A 25,923-nucleotide genomic window follows, 5' to 3' on the forward strand; every position below is an offset into this window, starting at 1 on the left:
ACATTAAAATAAACACGTATTACAAATTGCTGTTTTAAATTCAACAGCTTGAATAAGAGCTTAATAAAAAATTACTAATCAATAAAATTTTTAGAAGAATTATGACAATTGAGAGGCGATATAAATGAAAAACATATTTAGAGCTGCATATGCAGAAATTGATTTGGATAAAATAGCTTATAACATGAAAAATATAAAAAGATTAGCTAAAACTAAAGAAATAATGGCTGTTGTTAAAGCTAGCTGTTATGGTCACGGTGCTGTAGATGTGTCTAAAACTTTACTAGAAAATGGTGCTACAAGACTTGCCATTGCAGTTCTTAGTGAAGGGATAGAACTTAGAAAGAACAATATTACTGCACCTATAATGATCCTTGGTTTTACTCCATTATATTTAGGTGAAGATTTAATAAAATATGATATTGAACAAACTGTATATGATTTAGACTATGCTAAAGAATTATCTAATATAGCTTTAAAGTCTAATAAAAAAGCTAAAATTCATATTGCACTTGATACCGGTATGGGAAGAATAGGCTTTCTTCCAAATGAAAAAAGCTTAGAAGAAGTTAAAGAAATATGCTCTTTAGACGGATTGGAAGCTGTAGGAATATTTACCCACTTTTCTTCTGCTGACGAAGCTGACAAAGAATACACTCATATGCAATTTTCTAAATTTAAAGATTTTACAGATAAGTTGACTAAGATGGGAATAAATATTCCTTTAAAGCATACGTCTAACAGTGGTGCTATTATTGACTCACCTGAAACTTATTTAGATTGCGTAAGGGCTGGAATAATTCTTTATGGTTACTACCCTTCTAATGAAGTTAATTTTAAAAATTTATCATTGAAACCTGCTTTAACATTAAAAGCAAAAATTGTTCATGTTAAAGAATTAGATAAAGATATGTGTGTAAGCTATAACAGAACTTTTAAAACAACAAGAAAAACTAAAATTGCAACCATTCCAATAGGATATGCTGATGGATATTCTCGTGCTCTTTCTAATAAAGGAAAAGTTATTGTAAATGGAAAATTTGCACCTGTTATAGGGAATGTTTGCATGGATCAATTCATGATTGATGTTACAGATTGTGGTGATGTAAATATTAATGATGAAGTTATTCTTCTTGGTGAAGATGGTGATTTAAAATTTAATGCTGATGACATGGCTAAAATTCTTAATACAATAAATTATGAAGTTCTTTGTATGATAAAAGATAGAGTCCCTAGGGTTTATATTAAAGATAACAAAATAGTTGATATAAAAAACTGTATATAAATTTCTTATAAAATATTAACCAAAATAAGATGGCTGCAATGGCCTTGTATTTTGGTTATTTTTTAACATGTAGGAAAGTATAAAATTTTTATCATAGCAAAAGCCTTAAGAATAGATCTTTTCTATAACTTAGATAGTTAAATATGTTAAAAAATAAATTATAGTCTCGCAAAAGAACCCAAAAGCAAGTTTTGGAACCTTTTGCATGGGTAAAAAAAGTGGCTTCTTATTTAAAAATGTGTTTGAGTAATTGCTTATTTTATAGTGTTAGGGTTTATATTTTACGTATAAAGCGTGGCGAAGTCACTTTTTTTCTTTAGACCAGTTATACAAAAAAATTGAAATTTTAAAAAATTATTTTTTTAAAAAAGGTATACTTAATAAACCATTATTATTTTACGAATGATGGACAAGATAAAATCAAAAATTATACACTAAATAACTATTTCTAAATGTCTTTCTAGATATAGCTTTTTATGAGTTTCAGGTAGTCTGAGTTCGAAAGTTTTTTTATCTCTCAATATAGCAAAAAAATGGTTTATTAATTTGTGCATTATAGCACAGATAGCTATTTTCTTTGCTTTAGATGTAGTTAACTTTTTATAATATGCAAGTAAAACAGGATTAGCAGGGACTCCGTTTCGGAAACTTTTAATTGATGCAAGTGATAAATTATATAATACTTTTCTAGCTAAGTTGGAACCACGTTTTGTAAGTTTATTATGCGTGCTTGTGAAAGCACCAGACTGAGATACCGACGTGTCAACGCCTAGAAATGCAACAAGCTTTTTTGCATTTGAAAAGTTTTTTATGTTTCCGATTTCAGCTAAGAGAATTGTAGCACTTATTTGCCCTACTTCAGGATGCGAGCATAATAGTTCAACATTTTCCTTGAATCCTGGTATAATCACAGAAAATTTAAGGATTTCTTCTTTCAATTTATTAATAGCAGTTTTAAATGAGTAGATTAGATTAATGAAACAAACAATTTCTATTCCAAGACAATCTACAGGTAATTTTAATAATTCAGCTTCTTTAGCAAATTTAAAGAGTAAATTGTATCGTTTATCAGCCCATTCTGTAGAATGATTTACAGTTGATGTTATAAGAGTAATAACATCTGATTTAGTAGCAGATAAAAAATCAACATAGGTTGGATATTTAGATAAGAGAGCAAGCGGAACTGGACTAAATGCATCACTGAATATTTCATTAAATTTTGGAAATACTAAATTGAGTAATGAATTAACTTTCTTTTTGTATTGAGCAGCATTGCTAACTAAAGAATCATATTCTCGGCATAGTTTTTTCAATAAGAAAGTATTTTCATCAAAAACAGATTCAGTTGAAAACATTGGGGATTGTGCTAATTGCGCAATTCTCAATGAATCGACTTTGTCGTTTTTTACTTTTCGTATACTTTGTTTTGCAAAGTTCTTAGTATGTATTGGATTTATAATATAACACTTATAGCTGTTTTTACTGAAATAATTATAAAGTGGAATATGGTATAATCCAGTAGATTCCATAAAAATTTCAGGTCTTTTTGAAAATTGTTTTTCAACTTTCTTTAAAGTAATTAAAAGTTCAGTGAATCCTTTTAAATCATTAGTTATGTTTAATTTTTTCCCATAGGATTCCCCGCCGGGCATCAAAATAGTTATAACAGAAGATTTAGAAGATATATCTACTCCGACAACGAAGTTATTAATGAAATTATTCATAAATCATGTCTCCTTTAGCTTGAATAGAGGTCTCATTTAAATTCAATAGACTATATCCTCGTTTGTTATTCGGATAATTCTACTAATATTAAAAATCCAACCAGTTACTTATAGAATCTATTGAATGAGATGACAGTCTAAACAACGGGTATGCATATGCTCCCAGGAAATTAACATCAATATCTCTATTCAAATATTAAATTTTCACTAGTTAGACTTTCACCATATAGACTTAAATATTCGTCTATGGATTTAGTATTTTCAAATACGAGGAAATTATATTGACGGACAATCTGTGGATAAGTTATTAAAAAAAATATTGCAATAGACTAATGCATAGTTCCTAAAGAATAAAAAATAAATTATATGCGCCTGGCCTTTTCTTCGGCAAGCTCAGAAAATCCAGAGTGCGCTGAAAAAATCGACGGCTTAAAGGATTACGTTTTATAAAAGCTATTGTATTCTATTTGATTTGCATTTTTATAGAAGACTATATCATAGTCGCCTTGGCGATTTTTTATTATTACAATTTGTTAAAAATTTCATAAATTCTTAACAAATTGTAAAGCTTTAATATTATTTTTTCATTTGCAATCATACTGCATTAGTACTAAACTATTTAAGGCGGTTAAATACTAATGCGTAAAATATATTAAATTTTAATTGGAGAAATGTACTATGTCTAAAGAAAATACAAAAAGAATTCCTTATTTTGATAATGTAAAAGGTCTATTAATAACCTTAGTCGTTCTAGGTCATATAATTGAGCCTTTCTTATATATTCATAGTTTGGATTTTATTTATATATTAATTTATTCCTTTCATATGCCTTTATTTATTTTTTGTTCTGGATACTTTGCATGCAAAAATAATAAAAAAATTCTACATAATTTAATTTTTCCATACATTTTATTTCAATGTCTGTATATATTATTTGAAAGATATATATTACATAATGATGTTACTTTTACTTTTACAACTCCTTATTGGATCTTATGGTATCTCCTTTCAGTATCAAGCTTTAATATAATCATTCAGTTTTTTGAGAAAATTAATATTAAGGTAATTTTTATATCTTTTATAATTGGTTTAGCAGTTGGATATGATAACTCTATTGGACATTATTTGAGTTTATCTAGAACAATATCTCTTTTCCCTTTTTTTCTTTTAGGTTACTACTTCCGAATCAGCCGATTTGATTTTAATAAACTCAAAAAAAATAATAACATAGTTTATATTTCTGTTTTTTTAACATTTATATTTACTATATTACTTTATTTATTCTGTAATTCAATTGATAAAAATTGGCTCTTTGGCTCAAATCCTTATGAAGCTTTCAATTACAATTTCATAATAAGATGTGCTTCATATATAGTAGCCATAATCTTTTCTGTTTTTATTTTAATAATTTTACCAAATAAGAACATTAAGTTCATCACAAAAGCTGGGACGAACTCAATGTCAATATTCTTATTACACGGTTTTGTGATAAAGTTCTTACAAAAATATTTTAATTTTGGTATTTTTCATACAAACTTTAATATAATAATTGCAATGATCCTAATTACATTATTGGTTGTTTTGATTTTTTCCTCAAAACTTATTTCTAATTCTTTAAATAATGTTCTCTCTGTTGGGATTGCGCAACATAAATAATGTTAAAGAGGATACATCAGAATTAAGTGTTTTGATGTATCCTCTTTAACATTATTTACTTACATTAAATTTTTCTTCATCCGTAAGCGTAAAAAATTAACGGATAGATAAATGTAAACCTCTATTGCTAAAATTGACATAGATTTTAACAATGGAGGTTTATTTGAATGAGAGAAGAAAGAGTAAGAAGTGAAATCACTGTAGTTCCAGCCGATAGATCTAACATAATAATTGAAATAGGAGCAGCAAAAGCTGTTAATGCCCTTCCTAAAAGTCAATTAGGCAAAGCTCTTGCATATGCTCAAAATTTGTTGCCATATATGAAAACTTTTTTGACAAATGGATATCTTGAAATTGATAATAATGCAGTTGAAAGAGCTATAAAGCCATTTGTAATTGGCAGAAAAAACTGGATGTTTTCCAAGACAGCAAAAGGTGCAAAATCAAGTGTAGTACTTTATAGCATTACTGAAACGGCTAAAGCCAATGGCTTATCAGTGGAAAAGTATCTAGTATATTTATTTGGAATGTTTGCAAATTCAAAAATTAAGGAAAGGGACATACTAGAAAAATGTATGCCATGGTCTGAAAACATTCCATATGAACTGCGCGTTCAATGTCGTCAACTTAAGCAGTTTAAATATATAAATTAGAGTTATTTTTTTAAAGAACAGAGAATATAAGTTGAGAATGTGAGAATGTAGTAGATTTGTTTTACACAAATCTATCTACATTCCCTATAAGTTTTTCTGTTGGGTTTATTTTATCACTTAAATTATACTACCGCTACGTGTCGATTCTTTGACGCTTACATAATTACTTCCTTAATATTTCCCTTTAATTCAATAACTACCAGTGACCTATTATATTTTAAACCAAAACTTCACCCCAAATTCAGTATTAAGAGCACCAAATTCCATATTATGAAGTTCTAAAATATTTTTTACTATAGCTAGTCCAATTCCACTTCGTCTTTCACTGCGTTCTCTTGATTCATCTTCTTTATAAAACATATCCCAAATTAAATTTATTTTATCTTCACTTATATGCTCACCATCATTTTCAATAATCACAACTCTGTTTTCAATAGTAATATTTATCTTTTCTTTTGCATGATTCATTGCATTAGAAAGTAAATTATCTATTACTTGTTCAAGTCTAAAATAGTCACCTTCTATTTCATATATTTCATCACTTTTGTAATTTATTTTTATATTTTTATCATTTAATAATTTTTCGTTTTTCTTTAAAATCTTAGAAAATAACTCATTTATGCAAAAAGCTTCTTTTTTTAATTCATATGCTCTGGACTCAAGCTTTGATAAATCAAGCATTTCTAATACAAGTTTGTCCATTTTATCCGTTTCATCAATTATAACATCTAAATAATAATCTCTTTTCCTTTCAGAAATATTTTCTTTAATGCTTTCACTATATGCTTTTATTATTCCAAGTGGTGTTTTTAATTCATGAGCTATTGAACTTGTAAGTTCTCTTCTATTTTTCTCTAGTTGAATTTGTTTTTCATATATTTTGTATAAGCCCTTTGATAATATAATTGTTAAAATCCCTATTATGATAAATATAGATATATATAAGAATAATAGTTGTGGAAATATATCTTCTAATGGATAATATAATGACTCCACAGCTGTATAATATGTTTTTCCATTTAATCTTAATGTGTTTACTGTTTCATCTTTTATTTTAAAAAACTTTTTATTTTTATTGTACAAAAATAAATTACCATTTTTATCAGCCTGTTTAACTAGTTCATGCCCACTTGGTTCTTTTACTTGTGAATATCTTTTAAATAACTTATCATAAAAAGCATTTGATTCTACTTTTACAAATTTTTCGTCGCTATTTCTAAATTTTGATGCCATATTTGAACTTATATTAAGAGGATAATCAACTTCCTTATCGTATATTTTTAGTTTTTCAGCATTATCTATATCAAAACTATAGTTTTTGACTCCCCACCTAGATATAGGTCCATACATATCTTTTGATTCTTCTTTCCATTTCATTGCATAGATATATATATTTTTTGGAATTAATTCGCTTTCATTAACATACATATTACCTGTCTTTGCACCAAGCCAATAATCAATAAACTCATCACTTTCTGTCTTTTTCATTGTCTGCGTTTGGTCTTGAGACTCCTCTTCCTGCATCTTGTACAATTCTATTAATTCATTTTTAGAAAAATTCTTTTCTAAATCAATATATCGATATCTATTCCACACTCTAGAGCTATTTGTAGGTACATCTTCACTTATAAATAAGTATTCACCACTTTTTGCAAGTAAATTCCCTTTATTATCATACAAATATGCCTTTGAATAATTTTTTTGACTAGCCCAAAATAGACTATATGTCATACTTCGTCTTAACTCTGTCATCAAATTTATCTTATCTTTATCATATTCTTCTGCATTTTCTATGGCATTTGAATATTCATAATCATTTATATTTTCTATGATACTTGAATTCAAATTATTTACCATTAGAGAAATTTGTGAGTTATTTTTGTTTACTTTAATTTTATAATAAGCAACAGTCACTATGCTCATCATAACAACGTAAAATAACAAAAACATGCAGCCTGTTCTAATAAATATACTTTTAAATGTTTTATCAGCTTTCATCACTATTCACCTCAAATCTGTATCCAACTTTTATAATAGTATGGAGATATTTTGAAGCATGTCCTAAAGAATTTCTTAGCTTTTTAATATGTGTATCTAATACTCTATCATTTCCATCAAAATCATATCCCCAAAACTTTATAAGAAGTTGTTCTCTTTTTATAATTCTGTTCTTATTTAAAATAAAGTAGTAAAGCAGGTCATATTCCATCTTTGGAAGCTTTACTTCTTCATTATTTATAAATACCTTATTTTTAGCTATATCAACGCATATTTCATTTGCATATAGCTTTTCTTCATTATTTATGCCTTTATATCTTTTAATAAGTGTAATGCATTTAGCATATAAAATATTAAGTGAAAATGGTTTTGTAACATAATCATCTGCCCCAATTTCATATCCATACAAATTATCATCTTCCTCACTTTTAGCTGTGATAAAAATAATAGGAATATCTTTTTTATTGTAGATATTATCAATGTTTGTTCTGATTTTTTTGCATACAGAAAATCCATTTAATTTTGGCATCATAACATCTAAAAGAATTAAATCAAAACTATTTTCTTCAAACATGTCTAATGCTTCTTCACCATCATATGAACATATAACTTCACAACCTTTTGCATTAAAGTAGTCTTTTATAATTTCTTGCATTCTAATTTCATCTTCTACCAGTAAAATTTTATAGCCCATATTATGCCTTCCCCCTTCATATAAATATAATAATAGCATAATCTGTATTTTCTGTGTCCTTTTTGTATTTTCAAAATATCCTAAGTAAAATAATACTTAGGATATTTTGAAAATTTTTTTTTACATAAAAAAACTGCAGATATTATTGTAGCTTCAACATATAATTGAATATTTTACAACTTGATATCTGCAGTATTTCTAAATTCTCACCTTAATAAATTACTAACTTTCCATAACCCTTTGTATTGCATTAACAACCTTTTGATTTGCTAGCATTTATTTCAACTCTAAAATAATTCTGATTTATTCTTTCTATATTTTTCTGTATATCACTAAAAAAATCAATTTCTATGTTTATCATCATCTAATAAGTTTTTTTCATATTTTTTATTTTTCATTAAATTACTATTTTTGATGAGCCTTTTTGATTATAGAAATTCCATTCTGTATATAATATTCTTTTTACACAAATTACTTTTATCATAAATGTTACTTTAACCTTTTATATTGCTTATTTTTGAAACACTGTCTCTATCACTCATATGATTACTTCCCTATCTAGTATCTATTAAATTATTCTAGGAATATTCTATGTGCAATAGCATCCCATTCTAAATTTTATTCTAGTATTCCTAAATGTTCTAAAAGAATCTTTATTCCCATTAGAATTAAAATTATTCCACCTACAAGTTCTGCTTTAGATTTATATTTAACTCCAAAAATATTTCCTATTTTTACACCTATCATTGATAAAACTAAAGTTGTAATTCCTATGAATGATACTGCAGGGATTATGTTTACTTTAAGAAAAGCAAATGTTACCCCAACTGCTAATGCATCTATGCTTGTTGCTACAGCTAATATACTCATATTTTTGAAGCTTAATTCTTCCTCTTCTGTTTTGCATTCACTTTTTTCTTCCTTTTCTAAAGATTCTTTAATCATGCTAATTCCTATTAAACTAAGAAGTATAAAAGCTATCCAATGATCAATACTTGAAATTTTATCACTAAATTGACTTCCTAATATATAACCTATCATTGGCATACCAGCCTGAAATAATCCAAAATATAATCCAACTATTCCTGCTTTTTTGATTGTAACTTTCCTCATACACAGACCTTTACATATTGCTACTGCAAATGCATCCATCGAAAGACCTACCGCTAAAATAAATAATTCTACCACACTCATTTTTATAATGCTCCTTTTATGTATTATTTTATAATAAAGTTTCGTAAGCGACTTTAACTTAAATTATTATTATGATTCTATATACTTATCTATAAATATATTTTTATATTATAGATAAGTTGCACACTTTATATAATTCTCAAATTCTTAAAATATTATAATTCCACATAAAAAGAGACCTATCTATAGCCATATAAACATAAAAAGCTATAGATAAGTCTCATTATTTAAAATAAAACCAGATAGAATACATCTATCAGTATGTTGGTCTTATTACACATTCGTGCCAACTACTCCCTTATCATAAAGTTAATAATAATAAAATTATTGGTATATGTCAATATATTAATATATAATAGTTCACATAAGTTATATTTTAAGGAGTGAAAATTATGTGTAAAAATAAAATAGATGCTAAATACTTTATAGATAAATTAAATCTTAAACCACATATTGAAGGTGGATACTTTAATGAATGCTTATCATCTGAAGATAACTATAATGATAATCAAAAGCTTTGGACAAGTATTTATTTCTTGCTTGAACAAGGTGATGTTTCAAGGTTACATATCCTTGAGGAAGATGAGCTTTGGTATTATCATGCTGGAAATTCGCTTAATATATATATGATTTCTCCAGAAGGTAAACTTACAGTATCAAAGCTTGGTCTTAATATTGATAATGGTGAGACTCCACAAGTTTTAGTTCCAAAAGGTTATATATTTGGATCTATTATGGAAGAAGAAGGATTTTGTCTTGTAGGAAACATGGTTGCTCCAGGATTTATATATGATCATTTTAAAATAGTTAATCAAAAAGAATTATTATCACGTTATCCTGAACACAAAGAAACTATATTAAAATTAACTAAATCAGAATAGGAAAAATCCCTATGAACCTCTAGTTTGATTTTCATAGGGATTAATTAAAATTTATAATTAATTATTCTTAGTACTCTCTTAAATCAAAAATCTATTTTTATTATATATGTTTCAATTAGTTTTCTACATTTTGTATTCTGGTATTTACTTAGGCTGTAAACATCTTAAATGCAATTTTATTATTGAAACATATATATTAATTAAATATTTAAGGTCTACTTTTTCTCATATGCATTAAACATAGTATTTAATTAATTTTAAAGCTATTAATGGCATCTTGTAACTCTTCAGAATACTTTCTTAATTCTTCTGCAGAAATATTTAAAAATTCTGCTTCACTTAATTGAGAGTCAGCTGATTCTTGAACTTTTGAAGAAGCTTCTGCGGTTTCTCTTATTACATTTGAGATATTTCCAATAGCATATTCAGTCTCATTTTTTGTTTTTTCAATATCTTTAATACGCAATGAAATTTTTTCTATATCACTTGTTAAATCTTCTACATGATTTGTAATATCTTTAAAAGATTCTATTGTTTTTTGTAATGCCTCATCTTGAGAAATCATGATCTTTTCCGCTCTTTTTGCAGTATCTACAGTGTTTTGTGTAAGAGAATTAATTCCATTTATAATTTCACTAATCCTATTAGATGCATTTAATGATTCCTCTGCCAGTTTTCTAACCTCTTCTGCTACAACTGCAAATCCATCTCCAGCACTTCCCGCCCTTGCTGCTTCTATAGATGCATTTAATGCTAATAAATTAGTTTGCTCTGCAATTGAATTAATAGTATCTATAATACTTCTAATGAAAAATGATTCTTTTTCTAGGTTTTCAATATTCTCAATAACACTATTTGTTATTTTTGAAGTTTCATCAGATTTATTTACAAGTTCTTTAATTGTTAATATTCCTTCACTTACGATTTCTTTAGTCGTTGCTGCAAACTCAGATATTTTTATAGTGCCTTCATTTACATTTGTAATCTTCTCTCCAAGGTTCTCCATTTTATTTAAACATACTTTTGCATCTTCTACCTGTCGTCCTATTCCATTATCCATCTCTTCAATTATTCCTGTAATATCTTTAGATGATTCAACCAATTTAACTGATGCATTTGTCAATGATTTTGACGATCCTATAACTAAATTTGATACATCTCTAGTTTGATGAATTAATTTCTTTATACTTTTTAGCATTTCCATAATATTTTTAGATAATAAACTAAATTCATCTTTTCTCTTTGTACTACAATTAACAGTTAAATCACCTTCTGATACTTTCTTTACTGTATTAGTCACTTTATGTATTTCACGTCCAATCCCATTAGCTAAAATGAAACTAACAATAACTGCAATTAAAGTAGCAATTATAACAATTATAATTGTCATATTTTTTATTTCATCTGCTTGCTTTATGATTTCAGCCTTTGGGATTAAAGTAACTAACATACATCCAGTGTCTTCAACTTTATAATGCATGTAAAGATACTCTTCACCATTGTAATTTAGCTGGCGTATTCCTTTATATTCTTCACTTTCTAAAGAATCCTTATAATATTTTTGTCCAAAAAAATCATTAGTTCCATTTTCTCCTTCTGATGTAAATTCTCGTCCATCAGGTGTAACAAATGCACACTTACTGCCTTTAGGAAGATCTATACTTTCCAATGGCGCTATTAAGGATTCACTTTTTATGCTAACTATAAGAATACCAACAGACTTCATCTGATTATTCATAATTTGCCTGCTAATTGTAATACCATATTGTTTTTTAGGTATATTTAGCTCTTCATCTAAAAGATAATTATCACCTCTCCATATTGCGTTACCTTTCATACCACTCACTAGACTTCCATCTTCTGTACTTATATATTTTTCATACGCTTCTTTTTTTATCTGACCATTTGATGTTATTAATTGTCCATATGGCGATAAAACTGATATTGTATTAATATTTTTATCTGATATGGTTTCACTGATTGCTTTTCCATTAATCTCTAAGAATATCTCTTTTTCTATTTTAGGATCATTTTTATACAATCCACTATAATAATTGCGTACATCAGAGTAACTTGAAAATTGCTGAGACTTACTATCTGCTGTTTGGAATAGTATTTTATAAAAATCCCCTGTTTTTTCAATCATGTTCATATTTGCCTGCTTATAATTTTCAACTATTATTTCTGAAGCTTTTTTATATGAAAATATTCCAAAACTAATAAATAATATTATTGGTAGAGAATACGCAATTATTAATTTTACTCTAATGCTCCTTATGCGACAAGTTAATGAACCCATTTTAAACTTTTCTTCATGATTTTTGAAGTGTATCTTTCTTTTCATACAGAATTACTCCTATTTTGTAATAATTTAGAAAGGCCACAAACCTAAGAAAAAATGGCTTGTGGCTTTAGTATTACTTATATAATGGTCCGTAAGTTGCACATGCTTTATAGTCTGAAGCTTCTGGTGTCTCTGTTCCAAACGCTGCCCAGCTATGTGGTCTGAATATTCTATCATTTGATACATTATGCATAGATACTGGTATTCTAAGCATAGAAGCTAATGTAATTAATTCAGCACCAACATGTCCATACACTGTTACTCCATGATTTGCTCCCCAGTTAGCCATAACACTATATACATCCTTGAATGCGCCTTCACCTGTTAAGTCTGGTACAAACCATGTTGTAGGCCATGTACGATCTGTTCTTACATCTAATGTATTATGAACCTCATCTTCTAATACAGCGGTTTTTCCTTCTGCTATTTGAATTACAGGTCCTACTCCCTCTACAATATTTACACGAAGCATTGTTACAGGCATTTCAGCTTGTGTTTTAAAGTGAGAAGAGAATCCGCCGCCTCTAAAATATTCATAATTTGCACGACACCAATCTGTTGCATCTGTACAAGCATCAATATCACTTTCAGTCATATCCCACCATGACTTCATACAACCTTCACCAGATTCATTCTTAGCTGCTCCTGTACAGTCTAATGCAGTAGCTCCTGAATTTATTAGATGTATAAATCCTTCTGCTGCTGTTCCTTGTGGTCTCTTACCAGTTACTCTTTCACATGCATCTGCACTCCAGTAAGTTCTTACATCATGGAAGCAAGGTGCTTTATCTGAAACTAATGTACCTAATAGCATTGCCACTCCATTTAAAGTATCATTTTCAGTTGCAAATGGTGTTGGTCTCTTTGGTCCATTCCAGTCAAAAGTTGATGCCATAATAGCTTCCATGAAATCTCCATTTGGTAACCAGTCTGTCCACATTCTTTGACCTTGGAATCCTCCTGCAATAGCATTGCGTCCTAATGCTTCTTCATGCCATCCCATTTCATCTAATTTTGGATTTCCATACATGATATCTCTAACAACCATAGTCATTTTAGTGACAAATTCCCAATCTTTATCAGCTGGAACAACTTTAGATTTTTTAATTATTTCTGGAAGATCCTTTCCTTCATTACAGTCGAATCCTTCTTTACAATGTTCTTTAGTCCATGCTAACGCTTTTTCATATTCTTCTTCATCATAAATACCTAATGTAATACGACGAATTATTTCTGTCATATCTACCCACTCTGGTCTCATTCCTAAGTATTTTTGGAATAATACTGGGTCACAGAAAGATCCAGCTATCCCCATAGATACACTACCAATGTTAACGTAAGCTTTATTTTTCATCATTCCAACAGCAACTGCACATTTTGCAAATTTTAATATTTTTTCAGCCACATCTTTCGGAACAGTTTTATCGTCCATATCTTGAACATCATGACCATAAATTGAGAAAGCAGGAATTCCTCTTTGAGCGTGTGCTGCTAAAACAGCTGCTAAATATACAGCTCCTGGTCTTTCTGTTCCATTAAATCCCCATACAGCTTTTATAGTGTTAGGATTCATATCAAATGTTTCTGATCCGTAGCACCAGCAAGGTGTAACTGTTAAAGTAGCACAAATGTTTTCTGTCGAGAATTGTTCAGCACATCTTGCAGCTTCAGCACCACTACCTATTGTTGTTTCTGATATAATGCATTGTACAGGTGTTCCATCTGGATACTTCAATTGAGAAGAAATTAATTCAGCTGCTGCTTTTGCCATTCCCATAGTTTGTACTTCTAAACTTTCTCTAACTCCTCCCCATCTTCCGTCTATTGTAGGTCTAATTCCTATTTTTGGATACATCATAAATATTACCTTCCTTTTCATATAAATTTAAATTATTTATTTAATTATCATTTTTCAATTTAATTATGGTAAATAGATTTGTTTAATCTTATTTGGGTATATTTTTTATGGTATATATGAGTAAAGCTTTTTTTATTTTTTTGAATTCGTTTTCAGAAATTCTATTATACAGTGCTGTATTATTTTAATATCTAAATGATATCTAAAAATTTTTTATAAGCATTATTCCACTCTTCAACATTTTGTGGTTCATATACTTCAATATTTTGAGATTTAGCAATTATATCTCTCGCCCTTTGAAGCCCATCAATTTCTTTTGTAGCCATAAGCTGTAAAACTAAATTTCCTAAAACTGTAGCTTCTATTGGCCCCGCTACTACTTTTCTGCCACAAGAATTTGCTGTTAACTGGCATAATAGTCTGCTTTGAGTTCCTCCTCCCACCATATAAATCGTATCATAATGCTTTCCTGTACAATCTTCTATTTCTTCTAATGCTTTTCTATATTTTAAAGCCAAACTCTCATCTATACAGCGAACAATTTCTCCAATTGTTTCTGGTATAAACTGATTAGTTCTAGAACAATATTCTTGAATACGTTTAGGAACATCTCCTTGAGGCACAAATTCAGGTGCATCAGGATCTATAAAACATTTTAGCTCCTGTGATTTAGATGCTAACACTTCTAAATCTCCAAAGCCATATTCTTTTCCTTCTCTTATCCATTGTCTTCTAGACTCTTGAATGAGCCAAAGACCTATAATATTCTTTAAGAATGTGGTCTTTCCTTCATATCCGCCTTCATTTGTTATGTTATATTTTTCTGACTTTTCATTTATAATTGGATAATCTAGTTCTGTTCCAATTAAAGACCATGTCCCACAACTTAAAAAAATAAAATCTTTTTCTTCCGTTGGAACTGAAAGTAATGCACTCTGGGTATCATGTGATGCAACAGCTACTACATTTACTTTATCAACTCCAAGCTCTTTGCTTATAGAATCACTTAGTTGTCCAACAATTGTTCCACTTGGGACTATTTCCGTAAATATATCTCTAGGTATATCTAAAGCTTCTATTATCTTATCTGACCAAGTTTTTTTACCTGCATCTAATAGTTGACTTGTAGATGCAATAGAATACTCTGTACACTTTTCGCCAGTCAGCATATAAATAAATAAATCTGGCGTCATTAAAAGTGTTTCTGCTCTCTCAATTATGTCTGGTCTTTCTTTTACAATTGACAATAATTGAAAGGCTGTGTTTATCTCCATAAACTGATTTCCTGTAATCCTATAGAATTCTTCTTTAGATATTCTTTTAAAACTTTCTTCAAGCATGCCCTGTGTTCTTTTATCACGATAATGAATAGGATTTTCTAAGAGGTTTCCATTCTTATCTAAAAGACCAAAATCAACCCCCCAGGTATCAATACCAATACTATCAAATCCCCCTGAATTCTTTGCTTTTATAATTCCCTGCTTAATTTCATGAAATAAACGAAGTGTATCCCAATACATAACATCATTTACTGTAACAGGATCATTAGAAAAACGATGAATTTCTTCTAATTTAATAGTATCGCCATCATAAATTCCTATCATTGCGCGTCCACTTGAAGCTCCAAAATCAAATGCCAATATCCTCTTTTCCACAAACTCACCACCTTCTCAATTTATTATAAGATTATTTTACTAACAATATTTTATGTTTACCATTTAATATCTTACTTAGAAAGTATAATAATTTACTTTTTAAAATATATATTTACTTTGTTTTAAGCTTTACACCATTTCTCTCAAATGTATCATGCCATTCCTCAGATGGATTTGTATCTGTTGCTATATAATCAATATTTGAGAAATTCTCCATTTTAATAAATGATATTTTATCAAATTTAGCGCTGTCTACAACTAATATCACTTCTTTTGCAGCATTTATCATATGCTTTTTAATTTCAACATCAGCTTCATTGGAATCTGTAATTCCTATATTTTTATCTATTCCCTTACATGAGATAATGGCTTTATCAACATGAAAGTTATCAATCATCTTCTCAGTTTGTGGTCCAATAAGTGCTAAGGCGCCTTCTTTCATAAGACCTCCTGTTGATAATACTCTCCATCCTTTTTTATCAGCTAGTTCTATCATAACCTCTAAAGAATTAGTGATAATAGTTATATTTTCTTTATCGCGTATACTTTTTGCAATATATAGTGCTGTACTGCTGGCATCTAACATAATATGTTCTCCATCTTGAATCATATCTGAAACCAGCTCAGCAATTATCTTTTTTTGCTTAATATTAGTTTGTTTTCTAACGTTATATGGTAAATCTTCCTTTAAATCATCTACTAAAACTGCTCCACCATAAGTTTTCTTTGCAAGACCTTTTTGTTCTAATAAATCAAGATCTCTTCTTATTGTTTCCTCTGTCACTTTATAATACTTACTCAAGTCACCAACTAATACTTTCTTTTCTTCTCTTAATTTAGATAAAATTTCATTTCTTCTTTCTATCGCCAACATATTGATTTCTCCTACACCTTATAAAATAGTATTCCAGAGTCCTTCGTCTGGGTTTGCCATTATAGAGCTATCTAAAAGCATTCCATTTTTTCCAACTACAGCTGAAGCTTTTTTAATTGCAGCTTCTACAGCTCCTATATCTCCTGTTAACATAAGATAAGATTTCCCGCTCATTCCTCTGGCTATTCTTACTTCTATAAGCTCTACATCAGATGTTTTAGCTGCCTCATCGGCTGCAACTATAATTGATGATGCCGAAAAAGTTTCTAAGACCCCAAGGGCTCTCTTATTCTTAATTTCTACTGCTCCATAAATTGCTGGAAATATAGATTCATGTGGATTTCCTAAAAGAAAGCTGTCTATAAGTTTTTCACCATGAACATTTTTTGATGCTTCTATTGAAGCATTTACTGCACTTAATTCTCCACTGAATATGATAATATATTTTCCTGGACAGACTGTTTTAGCTTCTATTATAGATACTTTAGCAGTTTTCAGAATCATATCAGCAGCTTGAACTCCTGTTGATACTGTTAAGTATTCAACCATTCCAATTGCTTTTCCCATCTTTACCTCCTGCCCGCATTGTTACTGCAGTTAAATATTTATTATATTTATATTTTCAATCTGTCCCTTTTCATACTATAACTCTAATTATCTTCTACCTATTATAATATATTTTTCATTTACATCCAATACTATTCCAGCCATAGATGAATGACAAGGCACTGACAGACTATTTTCTTTAACCTTTGCAATTAGCTGACCTTCTTCTACAAAAGCTCCTTTTTTTACTACTGGTATAGAAGGTACTCCAATATGTTGACTTAATTTTATTTTTACTTGCTTTGTGCTAATTTCTTCTATGCTTAAAGGTGCTGCTCTATCATATTTCGAAAGACCTAGTCTTGCTGTTAAACGCTCTACTGATATCATTCTTGCTTTTCTTAATTCATTCATTTTAGAAAGCTTAATATCTTTAGGAGCTGCAATACCATTATTTCTTAATTGTGTTTTACATTCACTTATTAATATTTGAGGGGATAAACTCTGCTCACAAGCATACATTTCACAAATTCCACATTGAGAGCAGAAAAATGTATTTAAAGATGATTTTACATCTGCTTTATTAACAAACATAAGATTTTTCATTACTGTATGTGGTTCAATTGGATATCCAATCATATTTCTTGGGCACATTTCTGTACATCGATTGCATTGGCAACATACAGATTTTGCTTGTTTAACACTAATTGCTATATTTTGATTCTTTTTTCTAACTATATACTGATCTTGTGGTAAAACCAATATTCCATTAGATGTCTTTGTAATGACATCAATTCCTTTAGCTAACTTTCCAGTCATAGGTCCACCATGAACATATGCCGGATTCTCTATTGTTGATCCTCCTGCAAGATTTACTACTTCATCAAAAGTAATTCCAATTGGAACCTTTATTGTTTTAGGTTCATTTACTTCTCCAGCAATTGTTATATACTTATGTGTAACTGGCTTATTTTCAAATAATGCTTGATATATATTATAGACAGTTTCTACATTATATACGATAACCCCTACAGATAATGGCAATTTACCAGGCTCAACAATCCTTCCAGTAGATTCATAAATAGTGATGATTTCATCTCCCGCTGGATATATTTCAGGAAGGAAAGAAATTCGAGTTTTGGCATAGAATTTTCTTGCTTCTATAACCTCTTGTACAGCTTCTACTGTCTTTGCATAGCATTCTTTTGTTGCAATGACAACTTCTTTTGCTCCTACAATTTCAGCAATTAGATTTAATGCATTTACTATATCACTTGCCTTTAAAGCTAATAGTTGCTGATGAAGTTTAAGTAACGGCTCACATTCTGCACAATTTAATATAATAATATCAATGCCATCATTTAACTTTGCGTAAGAAGGGAATCCAGCACCACCCGCACCCACAATACCATTATTTTGCATAATTTCTTTCAATTCCAATATATCCATTGTACATCTACTCCAATCCTATTCCATCATCTATGATTCCAACAATTGCTGCATCAACTGGTGCATCTTCCATATTACATCCTATACGAGCAGCACTTCCAGTAGCTATAAGCACTATTTCACCTATTCCAGCTCCTACATTATCAACAGCAACCATACGATATTTAGTTGGCATATTGTCTATAGGCTCAACAATCATAAATTTTGATCCTACTAATTTATCATTTTTTCTTGTCGCTACTACACTACCGACAATCTTTCCCACTATCATTTTGCACCTTCTTTATACTTTAACAAGTATTCCATAAGCATCTTTAGAAACATTTGCTGCATTTGCTTCATCTGCATCAATATGCATCTCTAATGTAAAACTTTCATCAACGCGAATTAGTACATTATGAAATTCTGTTTCTCTATCATTATTTACTCTTACTGCAACAATATCTCCATCTTCTACTCCTGCTGAAATAGCATCTTTAGGAGACATGTGTATATGGCGTTTTGCTACAATACAACCTTCATCCAAATAAATTGTTCCTTTAGGTCCAACTACTGCTATAGGTGCTGATCCTTTTATATTGCCTGATTCACGGATTGGTGCTTTAATTCCCAGCTTAAAGGTGTCAGTTTGAGACACCTCTACTTGGGACTTACTTCTTGCAGGGCCTAAAACTCTAATATTTTCTATTGCTCTAAGTTTTGTTCCTACAATAGTAACTTGTTCATTTGCTGCAAATTGTCCACCCATTAAATCCTTCTTTTTTGTTAATTGATAGCCAGGTCCAAATAATATTTCAATATGCTCTTGTGCTAAATGAATATGTCTTGCTGACACCCCTATTGGAACCATATAATCCTTTGAAACTGCTTCTTCTTTTTCTAATGTCTCTTTAACTATTTTTGTAATCAATCCAAGGATTTTTTCGTCCACCTTTTCCACCTGCGCTTTCTAAGTACTATTTAATAGAAGGAAGTATTTTTTCTACATCAGTATGTGGTCTTGGTATTACATGAGTAGCAACTAATTCTCCTAATCTTGAAGCCGAATCTGCACCTGCTTCTACTGCTGCTTTAACTGCTCCTACATCTCCGCGTACCATAACAGATACTAATCCTGATCCTATCTTTTCTGTTCCAACTAATTCTACATTAGCAGCCTTTAACATTGCATCTGTAGCCTCTATTGCTGCTACCAATCCTCTTGTTTCTATCATTCCTAATGCTTGTTGTGTCATTCTTTTTTCCTCCTTATTATTTGACTTTTCTTTTTTGACTTCTTTATCCTGAGCCTTTTCTTTTACTTGCTCTTTATTATTTACTACATCAGTATTAACTTCTTCTGTTTTATCTGGTTTCTTACTATCTGCCATAATATAATACACCTCTTTGGTATTATTTTATTTTTTGTGCACTTAGTGCTACTATTCTTCTTATCTCTTCATGTGGATTAGGTATCACCGCATGAATACATGGCTTTAGCGCATTCTTTGCTGCTGTTTCTACTGCTTGTTTAACTGCCGCTACTTCGCCTTGTATAATTATTGTTACAAGTCTTCCTCCTAATTTTCTTTCCCAGGTAACAAATTCAACATCTGCTGTCTTACACATGGTATCTAAGGCAGTTATTGCAGCTGTTACACTTTGTATTTCGATAAAGCCTAATGATTTCATAGCATTCTCCTTTTCTTCAAAGAAGTTTGTTTATTTTATACTTGGAAGTATTTTTTCTACATCTGCATGTGGTCTTGGTATTACATGAACTGCAACTAATTCTCCTAGTCTTGCAGCTGCTTGACTTCCTACTTCTGTTGCAGCTTTAACAGCTCCAACATCTCCACGTACCATAACAGATACTAATCCTGATCCTATTTTTTCTGTTCCTATTAATACAACTTCTGCTGCTTTTGCCATTGCATCTGCTGCTTCTATTGCTGCTACCAATCCTCTTGTTTCTATCATTCCTAATGCTTCTTGTGCCATTTTAAATTCCTCCTAATTATTATTAATTTTATTTTTATATGAGTTTTAATATTTACTTTTCTTAATTTTTATCAAGTCCACTTATTCTTAACATCTTTTCTGTTGAATCTTCCGGTCTTGCAATTACGTACTTAGATATTACACCACTTACTCCCTTTGCTGCCTCTTCTGCTGCTTCAATGGCTGCTCTAACATCCTCTACACTTCCTCTAAATTTCACCATAATAATAAGTGGAACCGGAAGCTCATCTGCATTTGCAGGTTTATTTCTATCAAAAGTTTCAATTTTAACATTTGCAGCTTTACATCCAGCATCTGCTGCTACAAAAGCTGCTGTTAACCCAAATACTTCTATCATTCCTACAGCATTTGCCATATGTTTACTCTCCTATGTTTTATTGATTAATTATTGCAATCTTTAAACCTTTCATGGCAAGATTAGTCTCATGGCCTTCATTAATCTTATCTAGGGAATACGTATGTGTAATAAGTTTTTCTATTGGAAGTCCAATTCCTTTAGCTCTCTTTAAGAAATCAAAAGTTGTAGCATAATCTCTTAATGTGTATACCCATGATCCAACTACTGTTATTTCTTTAGAGCAAATATCAAAGTGTGGATTAATTGTTGCATCACCACCATTTATGAAGAATCCTAATTCACATAGTCCTCCACCATTTCTTATGAATTTATATATGTTTGCATGAGCTATTGGTGAACCTGTACATTGGAATGCAAAGTCAGATAAGTATCCACCAAATGCTTCTTTAACGCCTTCTGATAGGGCTTCATTTCCTTTATAGTCTTTGAAATTAACAACATTTCCAGCGCCTAATTCTTTAGCAAATTCAAGCCTTTTTTCTTCTCCATCTACTGCAACAATGTTTTCTATTCCCATTGTGCGTAATACAGCTATACAAATTAATCCAATTGGTCCACAGCCTTGTACTACTACTCTGCTGTTAAATCTTAAAATTCCTGTTGTTTTTGCTCTCTCAACTGCATGAATTAATACTGCACATGGTTCTATTAATATTCTTGAATATAAATCTAAATCGCTTACATTAAATATTGTTGAACCTCCACGTATTACAATATAATCTGCAAACCATCCATTTAAATGAACATCATCATCAGGAAGTAAACCATAAACATCAGCGCCACCAACATTTTGTTTATTTAAATCAAACATTGTGATTTCAGGATTATCCTTAAATATCATACAAGATACAACTTTATCTCCAACATTTAATGGTTTCCCTGCACTATCCTTTGTTACGTTTTTTCCCATTTTAACTATTTCACCAGTACCTTCATGACCTAATACTACTGGTATCAATCCAAATGGATCTCTTTTAAACTCATGAGCATCAGTTCCACAAATACCGCATCCCTCTACCTTTACTAAAATGTCATCATCCCCCAGTTCAGGAATTGGATATTCTTTTATTTCATAATGCTCTAATTCTGTAAGCATAGCAACACGACTTGTTTTAGGAATTGAATTAGCTGATTCATTACATTTACATGCTCCATTTTTGCATCCTGTACTTTCTGTTGCCATTCCTTCTAAAACTTGCTTTACAATTTGCTCTATATCAATATTAGTCATTTCTTTTCCCTCCTTTTATCTAATACATAAGCTATCTGACATAACACATCTTCTACGCTTTGTAAAAGTGTTTGCAGATGTTAATCCTTCTCCTGTTCTACTTGCTATTGTAAATGTACAGAAACCTTCTCCTCCAAAGCCAAGTGCTGCATATGAAGGTGCATTTTTAACTAAAATTGCAGTATCCATTGCTTTAGCATATTTAGTTAATGTGTTAACGTTTTTAGAATGTATATGTGCTGAATGCCTATTTCCATGTTCAAGCCATACACATTTTTCAATTGCATCATCTACATTTTTTGCTCTAACAACACCAAGTATAGGCATCATTAATTCTTCTGAAATTAATGGATGTTCCTTTTCACCTTCAAAAATGATACATCTTGTCCCTTCTGGTGCATCAACACCTATCATTTTTAATAATGTAGCAGCATCTCTGCCTACACATTTACGATTAAGGCCATTAGATGTTAATACAGTAGATATCAGCTTTTCTTCTTGCTCCTTAGAAATTATATAACCACCATTTTCTTTTAAATAATAAATTAATTCATCAATTATTTTTTCTACAGCTACAACTTCTTTTTCAGCTATACATGGAAGATTATTATCAAAAGTACAGCCATTTATTATATGTGCAGCTGCCTGTTGAATATCTGCTGTTTCATCTACTAATACCGGTGGATTTCCAGCGCCTGCACCAATTCCTCTTTTTCCTGATGAAAGTACTGCAGTTACTACCCCGGGGCCTCCAGTTGCTGCAATTAAAGGTATGTCTTTATGTTCCATCATTATATTACTTGTTTCTAGTGTTGGTTTATTTAATGAAACAACTATATTTTCTGGACCTCCAGCTTCAATTGACGCTTCATTTACAAGTTTAACTGCAAAGTTTGACACTTTTACTGCTGCTGGATGAGCACAAAATACAACTGTATTGCCACCTGCAATCATTCCTATACTATTGCACAAAATAGTTTCACTAGGATTCGTACAAGGTGTTATTGCACCTATTACTCCAAATGGCCCCATTTCAACTAATGTAAGCCCTCTATCTCCAGACCATGCTTCTGTTTTAATATCTTCTGTTCCTGGAGTTTTTTCTGCAAGAAGTTGATGTTTTAATATTTTATCACCAACGTTTCCCATTCCAGTTTCTTCTACAGCCATTTTTGCAAGAGTTTCAGCATTTTCTAATGTCTTCTTACGAATATTATTTATAATCTTTTCACGAAAATCCAATGGCATTTTTTGCATTACTTTTTGTGCTTCTTTTGCTGCTCTTATTGCATCATTCATATCATCAAATAATCCAGGCTCTTTACTTTCATTTTTATTTACACCTAAATTTGCAATTACATTTTCTATAATTGACTTGATCTGCTCTTCATTTACTGACATAACATAACCTCCTCTAAGCATTTCTGTCCATATTCTGCTAGTGCACTATCTTGTTCTTCTGTTCCTCCACTAACACCTAATCCACCTATTAACTTTCCTTTATAAAAAAGTGGAACTCCGCCACCAATAATAACTACTTTTCCTTCATTAGTAAATTGAATTCCATATAAAGAACATCCAGGCTGGCTTAATTTTTTTAGCTCTAATGTGGACATTTTAAGTGCCACTACAGTATATGATTTATTTAGTGCAACATCATAGCTAGCAATATATGAATCATCCATGCATTGAATCGCAATTGGCCTTCCAGCCTCATTTGATATAGCTACAACTACTGATACACCTATTCTTTTTGCCTCTTCTTTTATCTTTTCTGTTAGAAAAATTGCCTTTGACAAATTCATCTTAGGAGTTATAAATTTATTTATAGTTTCTTCTACCATGCTTTGTACATAGGCCTCATTCATCTTGTTTCCTCTTTTCTAAACTCTATCTAAGATTTAATTGATCCATTATTTTCTTTGTAATTTCAGTCACTAAGCCTTTATCAGATTCATTATGAGATTTACATGATCCACCACAAGTATGACAACTTGGCTTTCCTGATAATGTATTTGGACATAGATTTGCAGGATGCTTTCCTGTCATTCCAAATTGACGTCTTATTTCATATAATTTTTCAACTTGTTCCTCTGATAATTCCTGTGGACCTCCTAAGTGCTCAGAAATATATAGTAGATTAGCATAGAATTCTAAAGATTCCATCTTCATATAAGCTGCCTCTAATGAATCCGAGTAAGTTAATGCTCCATGATTTTCTAAAAGCACTGCATCAAAATATTGTAGATATTCAGATACTGCATCAGGAATTTCCTCAGTAGAAGGTGTTCCATATTTAGCTATTGGCACACATCCTAATGCAATTACAGCTTCTGGCATAATAGGTTGTGTTAAAGGTCTTCCTGCAATTGCAAATCCTGTTGCATACATTGGATGTGCATGCACTACTGATTTAACATCTGGCCTTTCTTTATATACTCTTAAATGCATTTTTATTTCTGATGAAGGCTTAAATCCCTTATTTGCAAATAATATGTTTCCATCTATATCAACCTTACAAATAAATTCTGGGGTCATAAAGCCTTTACTTATTCCTGTTGGTGTACATAAAAACTCATTTTCACTAATCTTAACAGAAATGTTTCCATCATTTGCTGCTACCATTCCGCGGTTATAAATACGTTTTCCAATTTCGCACATTTGTTTTTTTATTTCAAATTCATTCTGCATTTTTTTCCTCCTTATTTTTAATCAGCTATTTTAAATAACTAACCAGTTCATTAATTCCTTCTCCAGTAACGGAGCTTACTTTAAATATCTTTTTGCACCCAGCTAGTTCAAGCCATCTAACCGCTTGTTTAATCTTGGCATTTTCTTTATCTATTTGTGTTACAATTCCTATGACTTCTCTACTTGCCATGCTTACAATATTAGGTGCAAATAGTGTAAAAGGTTCTATTGCCGATGCCATAAGCGCGATTATATCTGCTTCATATGAATATATAGCAAGTGCTCCTCCAAGCATTTTTGTCTGTATATATTCTCCTGGAGTATCTATAATCCAGTCTGCATAGCTCACAGCCTGAGTCTTTTCATATCTACGCTTTTCACCACTTAATACTTGCTTTAATGTTGTCTTACCACATTCACTTCGTCCTATTAAAATTACTTTTTTCATACCTATGTCCTTGTAATATTGCAGATTGTAAAATTTAATGTTTCTTTGCAATATTCTGTTAATGCTTTTAATCCTGCATCAACTTCTGAAATTGTACCTGTTATAATTAATGTTCCACTGAATCTATCTATAAACCCTATCTCTATTCCTGCTGCTTTTAATGCAATATCTCCAGCAATAATTGATGTCTCTGCTGGACTCATTGTGACAATTCCAATTGCAGATTTTGTATAATCAATTTTAGGATCTAGTCCTAGTTTTTTATATAATACTTTATCTGGATTCGCAATTACATGTGCCAATGTAATTTGTTTACCCGGTACAATTTCTTGAATTATTCGCATTCTATCTTCTAAGGAGAATTGATCCATATTAAGCCTCCT

26 protein-coding genes are annotated in these 25,923 nt (G+C 30.4%); 4 read left to right on the top strand and 22 right to left on the bottom strand.

From position 1 onward, the window contains the following. The first annotated feature begins 124 nt into the window (after positions 1-124). Positions 125-1,285: an alanine racemase gene (gene alr / locus BN2920_RS13545; RefSeq protein WP_058295526.1), complete on the top strand. Its 1,161-nt coding sequence runs from the start codon at positions 125-127 to the stop codon at positions 1,283-1,285. A gap of 434 nt (positions 1,286-1,719) precedes the next feature. Here the strand turns inward: alr and BN2920_RS13550 are convergent, their stop codons facing one another. Then, complete coding sequence (locus BN2920_RS13550; protein WP_058295527.1) at positions 1,720-3,009, bottom strand: IS110 family RNA-guided transposase; 1,290 nt, start codon at positions 3,007-3,009, stop codon at positions 1,720-1,722. 678 nt (positions 3,010-3,687) lie between these two features. Here BN2920_RS13550 and BN2920_RS13555 point away from each other — a divergent pair. Both BN2920_RS13555 and BN2920_RS13560 read left to right on the top strand, forming a co-directional pair. Beyond that, positions 3,688-4,665: an acyltransferase family protein gene (locus BN2920_RS13555; protein WP_058295528.1), complete on the top strand. Its 978-nt coding sequence runs from the start codon at positions 3,688-3,690 to the stop codon at positions 4,663-4,665. A 167-nt stretch (positions 4,666-4,832) separates the two neighbouring features. Then, on the top strand, positions 4,833-5,318 hold the full coding sequence (locus BN2920_RS13560; RefSeq protein WP_058295529.1) for an IS66 family transposase: 486 nt from the start codon (positions 4,833-4,835) through the stop codon (positions 5,316-5,318). Positions 5,319-5,528: 210 nt separating this feature from the next. On the opposite strand, the gene BN2920_RS13565 is transcribed toward BN2920_RS13560, so the two are convergent. The 3 genes from BN2920_RS13565 to BN2920_RS13575 all read right to left on the bottom strand — a co-directional run bounded on the left by BN2920_RS13565 (position 5,529) and on the right by BN2920_RS13575 (position 9,204). Continuing rightward, positions 5,529-7,316, bottom strand: coding sequence for a sensor histidine kinase (locus BN2920_RS13565; protein WP_058295530.1), 1,788 nt, complete (start codon positions 7,314-7,316; stop codon positions 5,529-5,531). Continuing rightward, on the bottom strand, positions 7,306-8,010 hold the full coding sequence (locus tag BN2920_RS13570; RefSeq protein ID WP_058295531.1) for a response regulator transcription factor: 705 nt from the start codon (positions 8,008-8,010) through the stop codon (positions 7,306-7,308). Before BN2920_RS13570 ends, BN2920_RS13565 begins: the two co-directional genes overlap by 11 nt. A 618-nt stretch (positions 8,011-8,628) precedes the next feature. Continuing rightward, on the bottom strand, positions 8,629-9,204 hold the full coding sequence (locus BN2920_RS13575; RefSeq protein WP_058295532.1) for a manganese efflux pump MntP: 576 nt from the start codon (positions 9,202-9,204) through the stop codon (positions 8,629-8,631). Positions 9,205-9,596: 392 nt separating this feature from the next. On the opposite strand from BN2920_RS13575, the gene BN2920_RS13580 reads away from it, so the two are divergent. Next, a complete protein-coding gene (locus BN2920_RS13580; RefSeq protein ID WP_058295533.1) occupies positions 9,597-10,085 on the top strand; it encodes a cupin domain-containing protein in 489 nt (162 codons plus the stop codon). A 247-nt stretch (positions 10,086-10,332) separates the two neighbouring features. Here BN2920_RS13580 and BN2920_RS13585 read toward each other — a convergent pair whose 3' ends face one another. The 18 genes from BN2920_RS13585 to BN2920_RS13670 all read right to left on the bottom strand — a co-directional run bounded on the left by BN2920_RS13585 (position 10,333) and on the right by BN2920_RS13670 (position 25,911). After that, positions 10,333-12,429 carry a methyl-accepting chemotaxis protein gene (locus tag BN2920_RS13585; protein WP_058295534.1) on the bottom strand — a complete coding sequence of 699 codons (2,097 nt, stop codon included), beginning with the start codon at positions 12,427-12,429 and terminating at the stop codon, positions 10,333-10,335. Between the two features lie 73 nt (positions 12,430-12,502). After that, the gene (locus tag BN2920_RS13590) at positions 12,503-14,308 is read right to left on the bottom strand and encodes an L-fucose isomerase (RefSeq protein WP_370468871.1); all 1,806 of its coding nucleotides are present in this window, start codon (positions 14,306-14,308) and stop codon (positions 12,503-12,505) included. Positions 14,309-14,478: 170 nt separating this feature from the next. Beyond that, positions 14,479-15,942: a rhamnulokinase gene (locus BN2920_RS13595; RefSeq protein ID WP_058295536.1), complete on the bottom strand. Its 1,464-nt coding sequence runs from the start codon at positions 15,940-15,942 to the stop codon at positions 14,479-14,481. Between the two features lie 112 nt (positions 15,943-16,054). Further along, a complete protein-coding gene (locus tag BN2920_RS13600; RefSeq protein WP_058295537.1) occupies positions 16,055-16,816 on the bottom strand; it encodes a DeoR/GlpR family DNA-binding transcription regulator in 762 nt (253 codons plus the stop codon). A gap of 18 nt (positions 16,817-16,834) precedes the next feature. Beyond that, positions 16,835-17,383, bottom strand: a complete 549-nt coding sequence (locus BN2920_RS13605) for a BMC domain-containing protein (protein ID WP_058295538.1) — start codon at positions 17,381-17,383, stop codon at positions 16,835-16,837. A gap of 87 nt (positions 17,384-17,470) precedes the next feature. Beyond that, a complete protein-coding gene (locus BN2920_RS13610) occupies positions 17,471-18,811 on the bottom strand; it encodes an SLBB domain-containing protein (protein ID WP_058295539.1) in 1,341 nt (446 codons plus the stop codon). Positions 18,812-18,818: 7 nt separating this feature from the next. Continuing rightward, positions 18,819-19,082 carry a EutN/CcmL family microcompartment protein gene (locus BN2920_RS13615; protein WP_058295540.1) on the bottom strand — a complete coding sequence of 88 codons (264 nt, stop codon included), beginning with the start codon at positions 19,080-19,082 and terminating at the stop codon, positions 18,819-18,821. 12 nt (positions 19,083-19,094) lie between these two features. After that, on the bottom strand, positions 19,095-19,742 hold the full coding sequence (gene pduL / locus BN2920_RS13620; RefSeq protein ID WP_058295541.1) for a phosphate propanoyltransferase: 648 nt from the start codon (positions 19,740-19,742) through the stop codon (positions 19,095-19,097). Between the two features lie 25 nt (positions 19,743-19,767). Continuing rightward, positions 19,768-20,046, bottom strand: coding sequence for a BMC domain-containing protein (locus BN2920_RS13625; protein ID WP_058296921.1), 279 nt, complete (start codon positions 20,044-20,046; stop codon positions 19,768-19,770). A gap of 157 nt (positions 20,047-20,203) precedes the next feature. Further along, on the bottom strand, positions 20,204-20,482 hold the full coding sequence (locus BN2920_RS13630) for a BMC domain-containing protein (protein WP_058295542.1): 279 nt from the start codon (positions 20,480-20,482) through the stop codon (positions 20,204-20,206). Positions 20,483-20,512: 30 nt separating this feature from the next. Beyond that, positions 20,513-20,791, bottom strand: coding sequence for a BMC domain-containing protein (locus BN2920_RS13635; protein WP_058295543.1), 279 nt, complete (start codon positions 20,789-20,791; stop codon positions 20,513-20,515). A 61-nt stretch (positions 20,792-20,852) separates the two neighbouring features. Beyond that, positions 20,853-21,167, bottom strand: a complete 315-nt coding sequence (locus BN2920_RS13640; RefSeq protein ID WP_058295544.1) for a BMC domain-containing protein — start codon at positions 21,165-21,167, stop codon at positions 20,853-20,855. A 19-nt stretch (positions 21,168-21,186) separates the two neighbouring features. Continuing rightward, entirely contained in the window at positions 21,187-22,401 is a 1,215-nt protein-coding gene (locus BN2920_RS13645; RefSeq protein WP_058295545.1) for a zinc-dependent alcohol dehydrogenase, read from the bottom strand. Positions 22,402-22,416: 15 nt separating this feature from the next. Beyond that, positions 22,417-23,802, bottom strand: a complete 1,386-nt coding sequence (locus BN2920_RS13650) for an aldehyde dehydrogenase family protein (RefSeq protein WP_058295546.1) — start codon at positions 23,800-23,802, stop codon at positions 22,417-22,419. Continuing rightward, on the bottom strand, positions 23,793-24,269 hold the full coding sequence (locus BN2920_RS13655) for a GlcG/HbpS family heme-binding protein (protein ID WP_058295547.1): 477 nt from the start codon (positions 24,267-24,269) through the stop codon (positions 23,793-23,795). The genes BN2920_RS13650 and BN2920_RS13655 overlap by 10 nt, the downstream gene beginning before the upstream one ends. A 22-nt stretch (positions 24,270-24,291) precedes the next feature. Continuing rightward, positions 24,292-25,092 carry a class II aldolase/adducin family protein gene (locus BN2920_RS13660; protein WP_058295548.1) on the bottom strand — a complete coding sequence of 267 codons (801 nt, stop codon included), beginning with the start codon at positions 25,090-25,092 and terminating at the stop codon, positions 24,292-24,294. Between the two features lie 25 nt (positions 25,093-25,117). Then, the gene (locus BN2920_RS13665) at positions 25,118-25,540 is read right to left on the bottom strand and encodes a EutP/PduV family microcompartment system protein (protein WP_058295549.1); all 423 of its coding nucleotides are present in this window, start codon (positions 25,538-25,540) and stop codon (positions 25,118-25,120) included. 2 nt (positions 25,541-25,542) lie between these two features. Further along, a complete protein-coding gene (locus BN2920_RS13670) occupies positions 25,543-25,911 on the bottom strand; it encodes a BMC domain-containing protein (protein ID WP_058295550.1) in 369 nt (122 codons plus the stop codon). Between the last annotated feature and the right edge of the window lie 12 nt (positions 25,912-25,923).

It is taken from the genome of Clostridium neonatale (genome assembly GCF_001458595.1).
GTDB lineage: Bacteria > Bacillota > Clostridia > Clostridiales > Clostridiaceae > Clostridium > Clostridium neonatale.

Bases quoted from the DNA above. Each gene is read 5' to 3' on its own strand.
- BN2920_RS13630 (WP_058295542.1), bottom strand. From the start codon at position 20,482: ATGAAATCATTAGGCTTTATCGAAATACAAAGTGTAACAGCTGCAATA.
- BN2920_RS13575 (WP_058295532.1), bottom strand. From the start codon at position 9,204: ATGAGTGTGGTAGAATTATTTATTTTAGCGGTAGGTCTTTCGATGGAT.
- BN2920_RS13600 (WP_058295537.1), bottom strand. From the start codon at position 16,816: ATGTTGGCGATAGAAAGAAGAAATGAAATTTTATCTAAATTAAGAGAA.
- alr (WP_058295526.1), top strand. From the start codon at position 125: ATGAAAAACATATTTAGAGCTGCATATGCAGAAATTGATTTGGATAAA.
- BN2920_RS13665 (WP_058295549.1), bottom strand. From the start codon at position 25,540: ATGAAAAAAGTAATTTTAATAGGACGAAGTGAATGTGGTAAGACAACA.
- BN2920_RS13605 (WP_058295538.1), bottom strand. From the start codon at position 17,383: ATGGGAAAAGCAATTGGAATGGTTGAATACTTAACAGTATCAACAGGA.
- BN2920_RS13555 (WP_058295528.1), top strand. From the start codon at position 3,688: ATGTCTAAAGAAAATACAAAAAGAATTCCTTATTTTGATAATGTAAAA.
- BN2920_RS13670 (WP_058295550.1), bottom strand. From the start codon at position 25,911: ATGGATCAATTCTCCTTAGAAGATAGAATGCGAATAATTCAAGAAATT.
- BN2920_RS13635 (WP_058295543.1), bottom strand. From the start codon at position 20,791: ATGGCACAAGAAGCATTAGGAATGATAGAAACAAGAGGATTGGTAGCA.
- BN2920_RS13565 (WP_058295530.1), bottom strand. From the start codon at position 7,316: ATGAAAGCTGATAAAACATTTAAAAGTATATTTATTAGAACAGGCTGC.
- BN2920_RS13640 (WP_058295544.1), bottom strand. From the start codon at position 21,167: ATGGCAAATGCTGTAGGAATGATAGAAGTATTTGGGTTAACAGCAGCT.
- BN2920_RS13570 (WP_058295531.1), bottom strand. From the start codon at position 8,010: ATGGGCTATAAAATTTTACTGGTAGAAGATGAAATTAGAATGCAAGAA.
- BN2920_RS13580 (WP_058295533.1), top strand. From the start codon at position 9,597: ATGTGTAAAAATAAAATAGATGCTAAATACTTTATAGATAAATTAAAT.
- BN2920_RS13650 (WP_058295546.1), bottom strand. From the start codon at position 23,802: ATGTCAGTAAATGAAGAGCAGATCAAGTCAATTATAGAAAATGTAATT.
- BN2920_RS13625 (WP_058296921.1), bottom strand. From the start codon at position 20,046: ATGACACAACAAGCATTAGGAATGATAGAAACAAGAGGATTGGTAGCA.
- BN2920_RS13585 (WP_058295534.1), bottom strand. From the start codon at position 12,429: ATGAAAAGAAAGATACACTTCAAAAATCATGAAGAAAAGTTTAAAATG.
- BN2920_RS13610 (WP_058295539.1), bottom strand. From the start codon at position 18,811: ATGGATATATTGGAATTGAAAGAAATTATGCAAAATAATGGTATTGTG.
- BN2920_RS13550 (WP_058295527.1), bottom strand. From the start codon at position 3,009: ATGAATAATTTCATTAATAACTTCGTTGTCGGAGTAGATATATCTTCT.
- BN2920_RS13655 (WP_058295547.1), bottom strand. From the start codon at position 24,269: ATGAATGAGGCCTATGTACAAAGCATGGTAGAAGAAACTATAAATAAA.
- BN2920_RS13560 (WP_058295529.1), top strand. From the start codon at position 4,833: ATGAGAGAAGAAAGAGTAAGAAGTGAAATCACTGTAGTTCCAGCCGAT.
- BN2920_RS13615 (WP_058295540.1), bottom strand. From the start codon at position 19,082: ATGATAGTGGGAAAGATTGTCGGTAGTGTAGTAGCGACAAGAAAAAAT.
- BN2920_RS13590 (WP_370468871.1), bottom strand. From the start codon at position 14,308: ATGAAAAGGAAGGTAATATTTATGATGTATCCAAAAATAGGAATTAGA.
- BN2920_RS13645 (WP_058295545.1), bottom strand. From the start codon at position 22,401: ATGACTAATATTGATATAGAGCAAATTGTAAAGCAAGTTTTAGAAGGA.
- BN2920_RS13660 (WP_058295548.1), bottom strand. From the start codon at position 25,092: ATGCAGAATGAATTTGAAATAAAAAAACAAATGTGCGAAATTGGAAAA.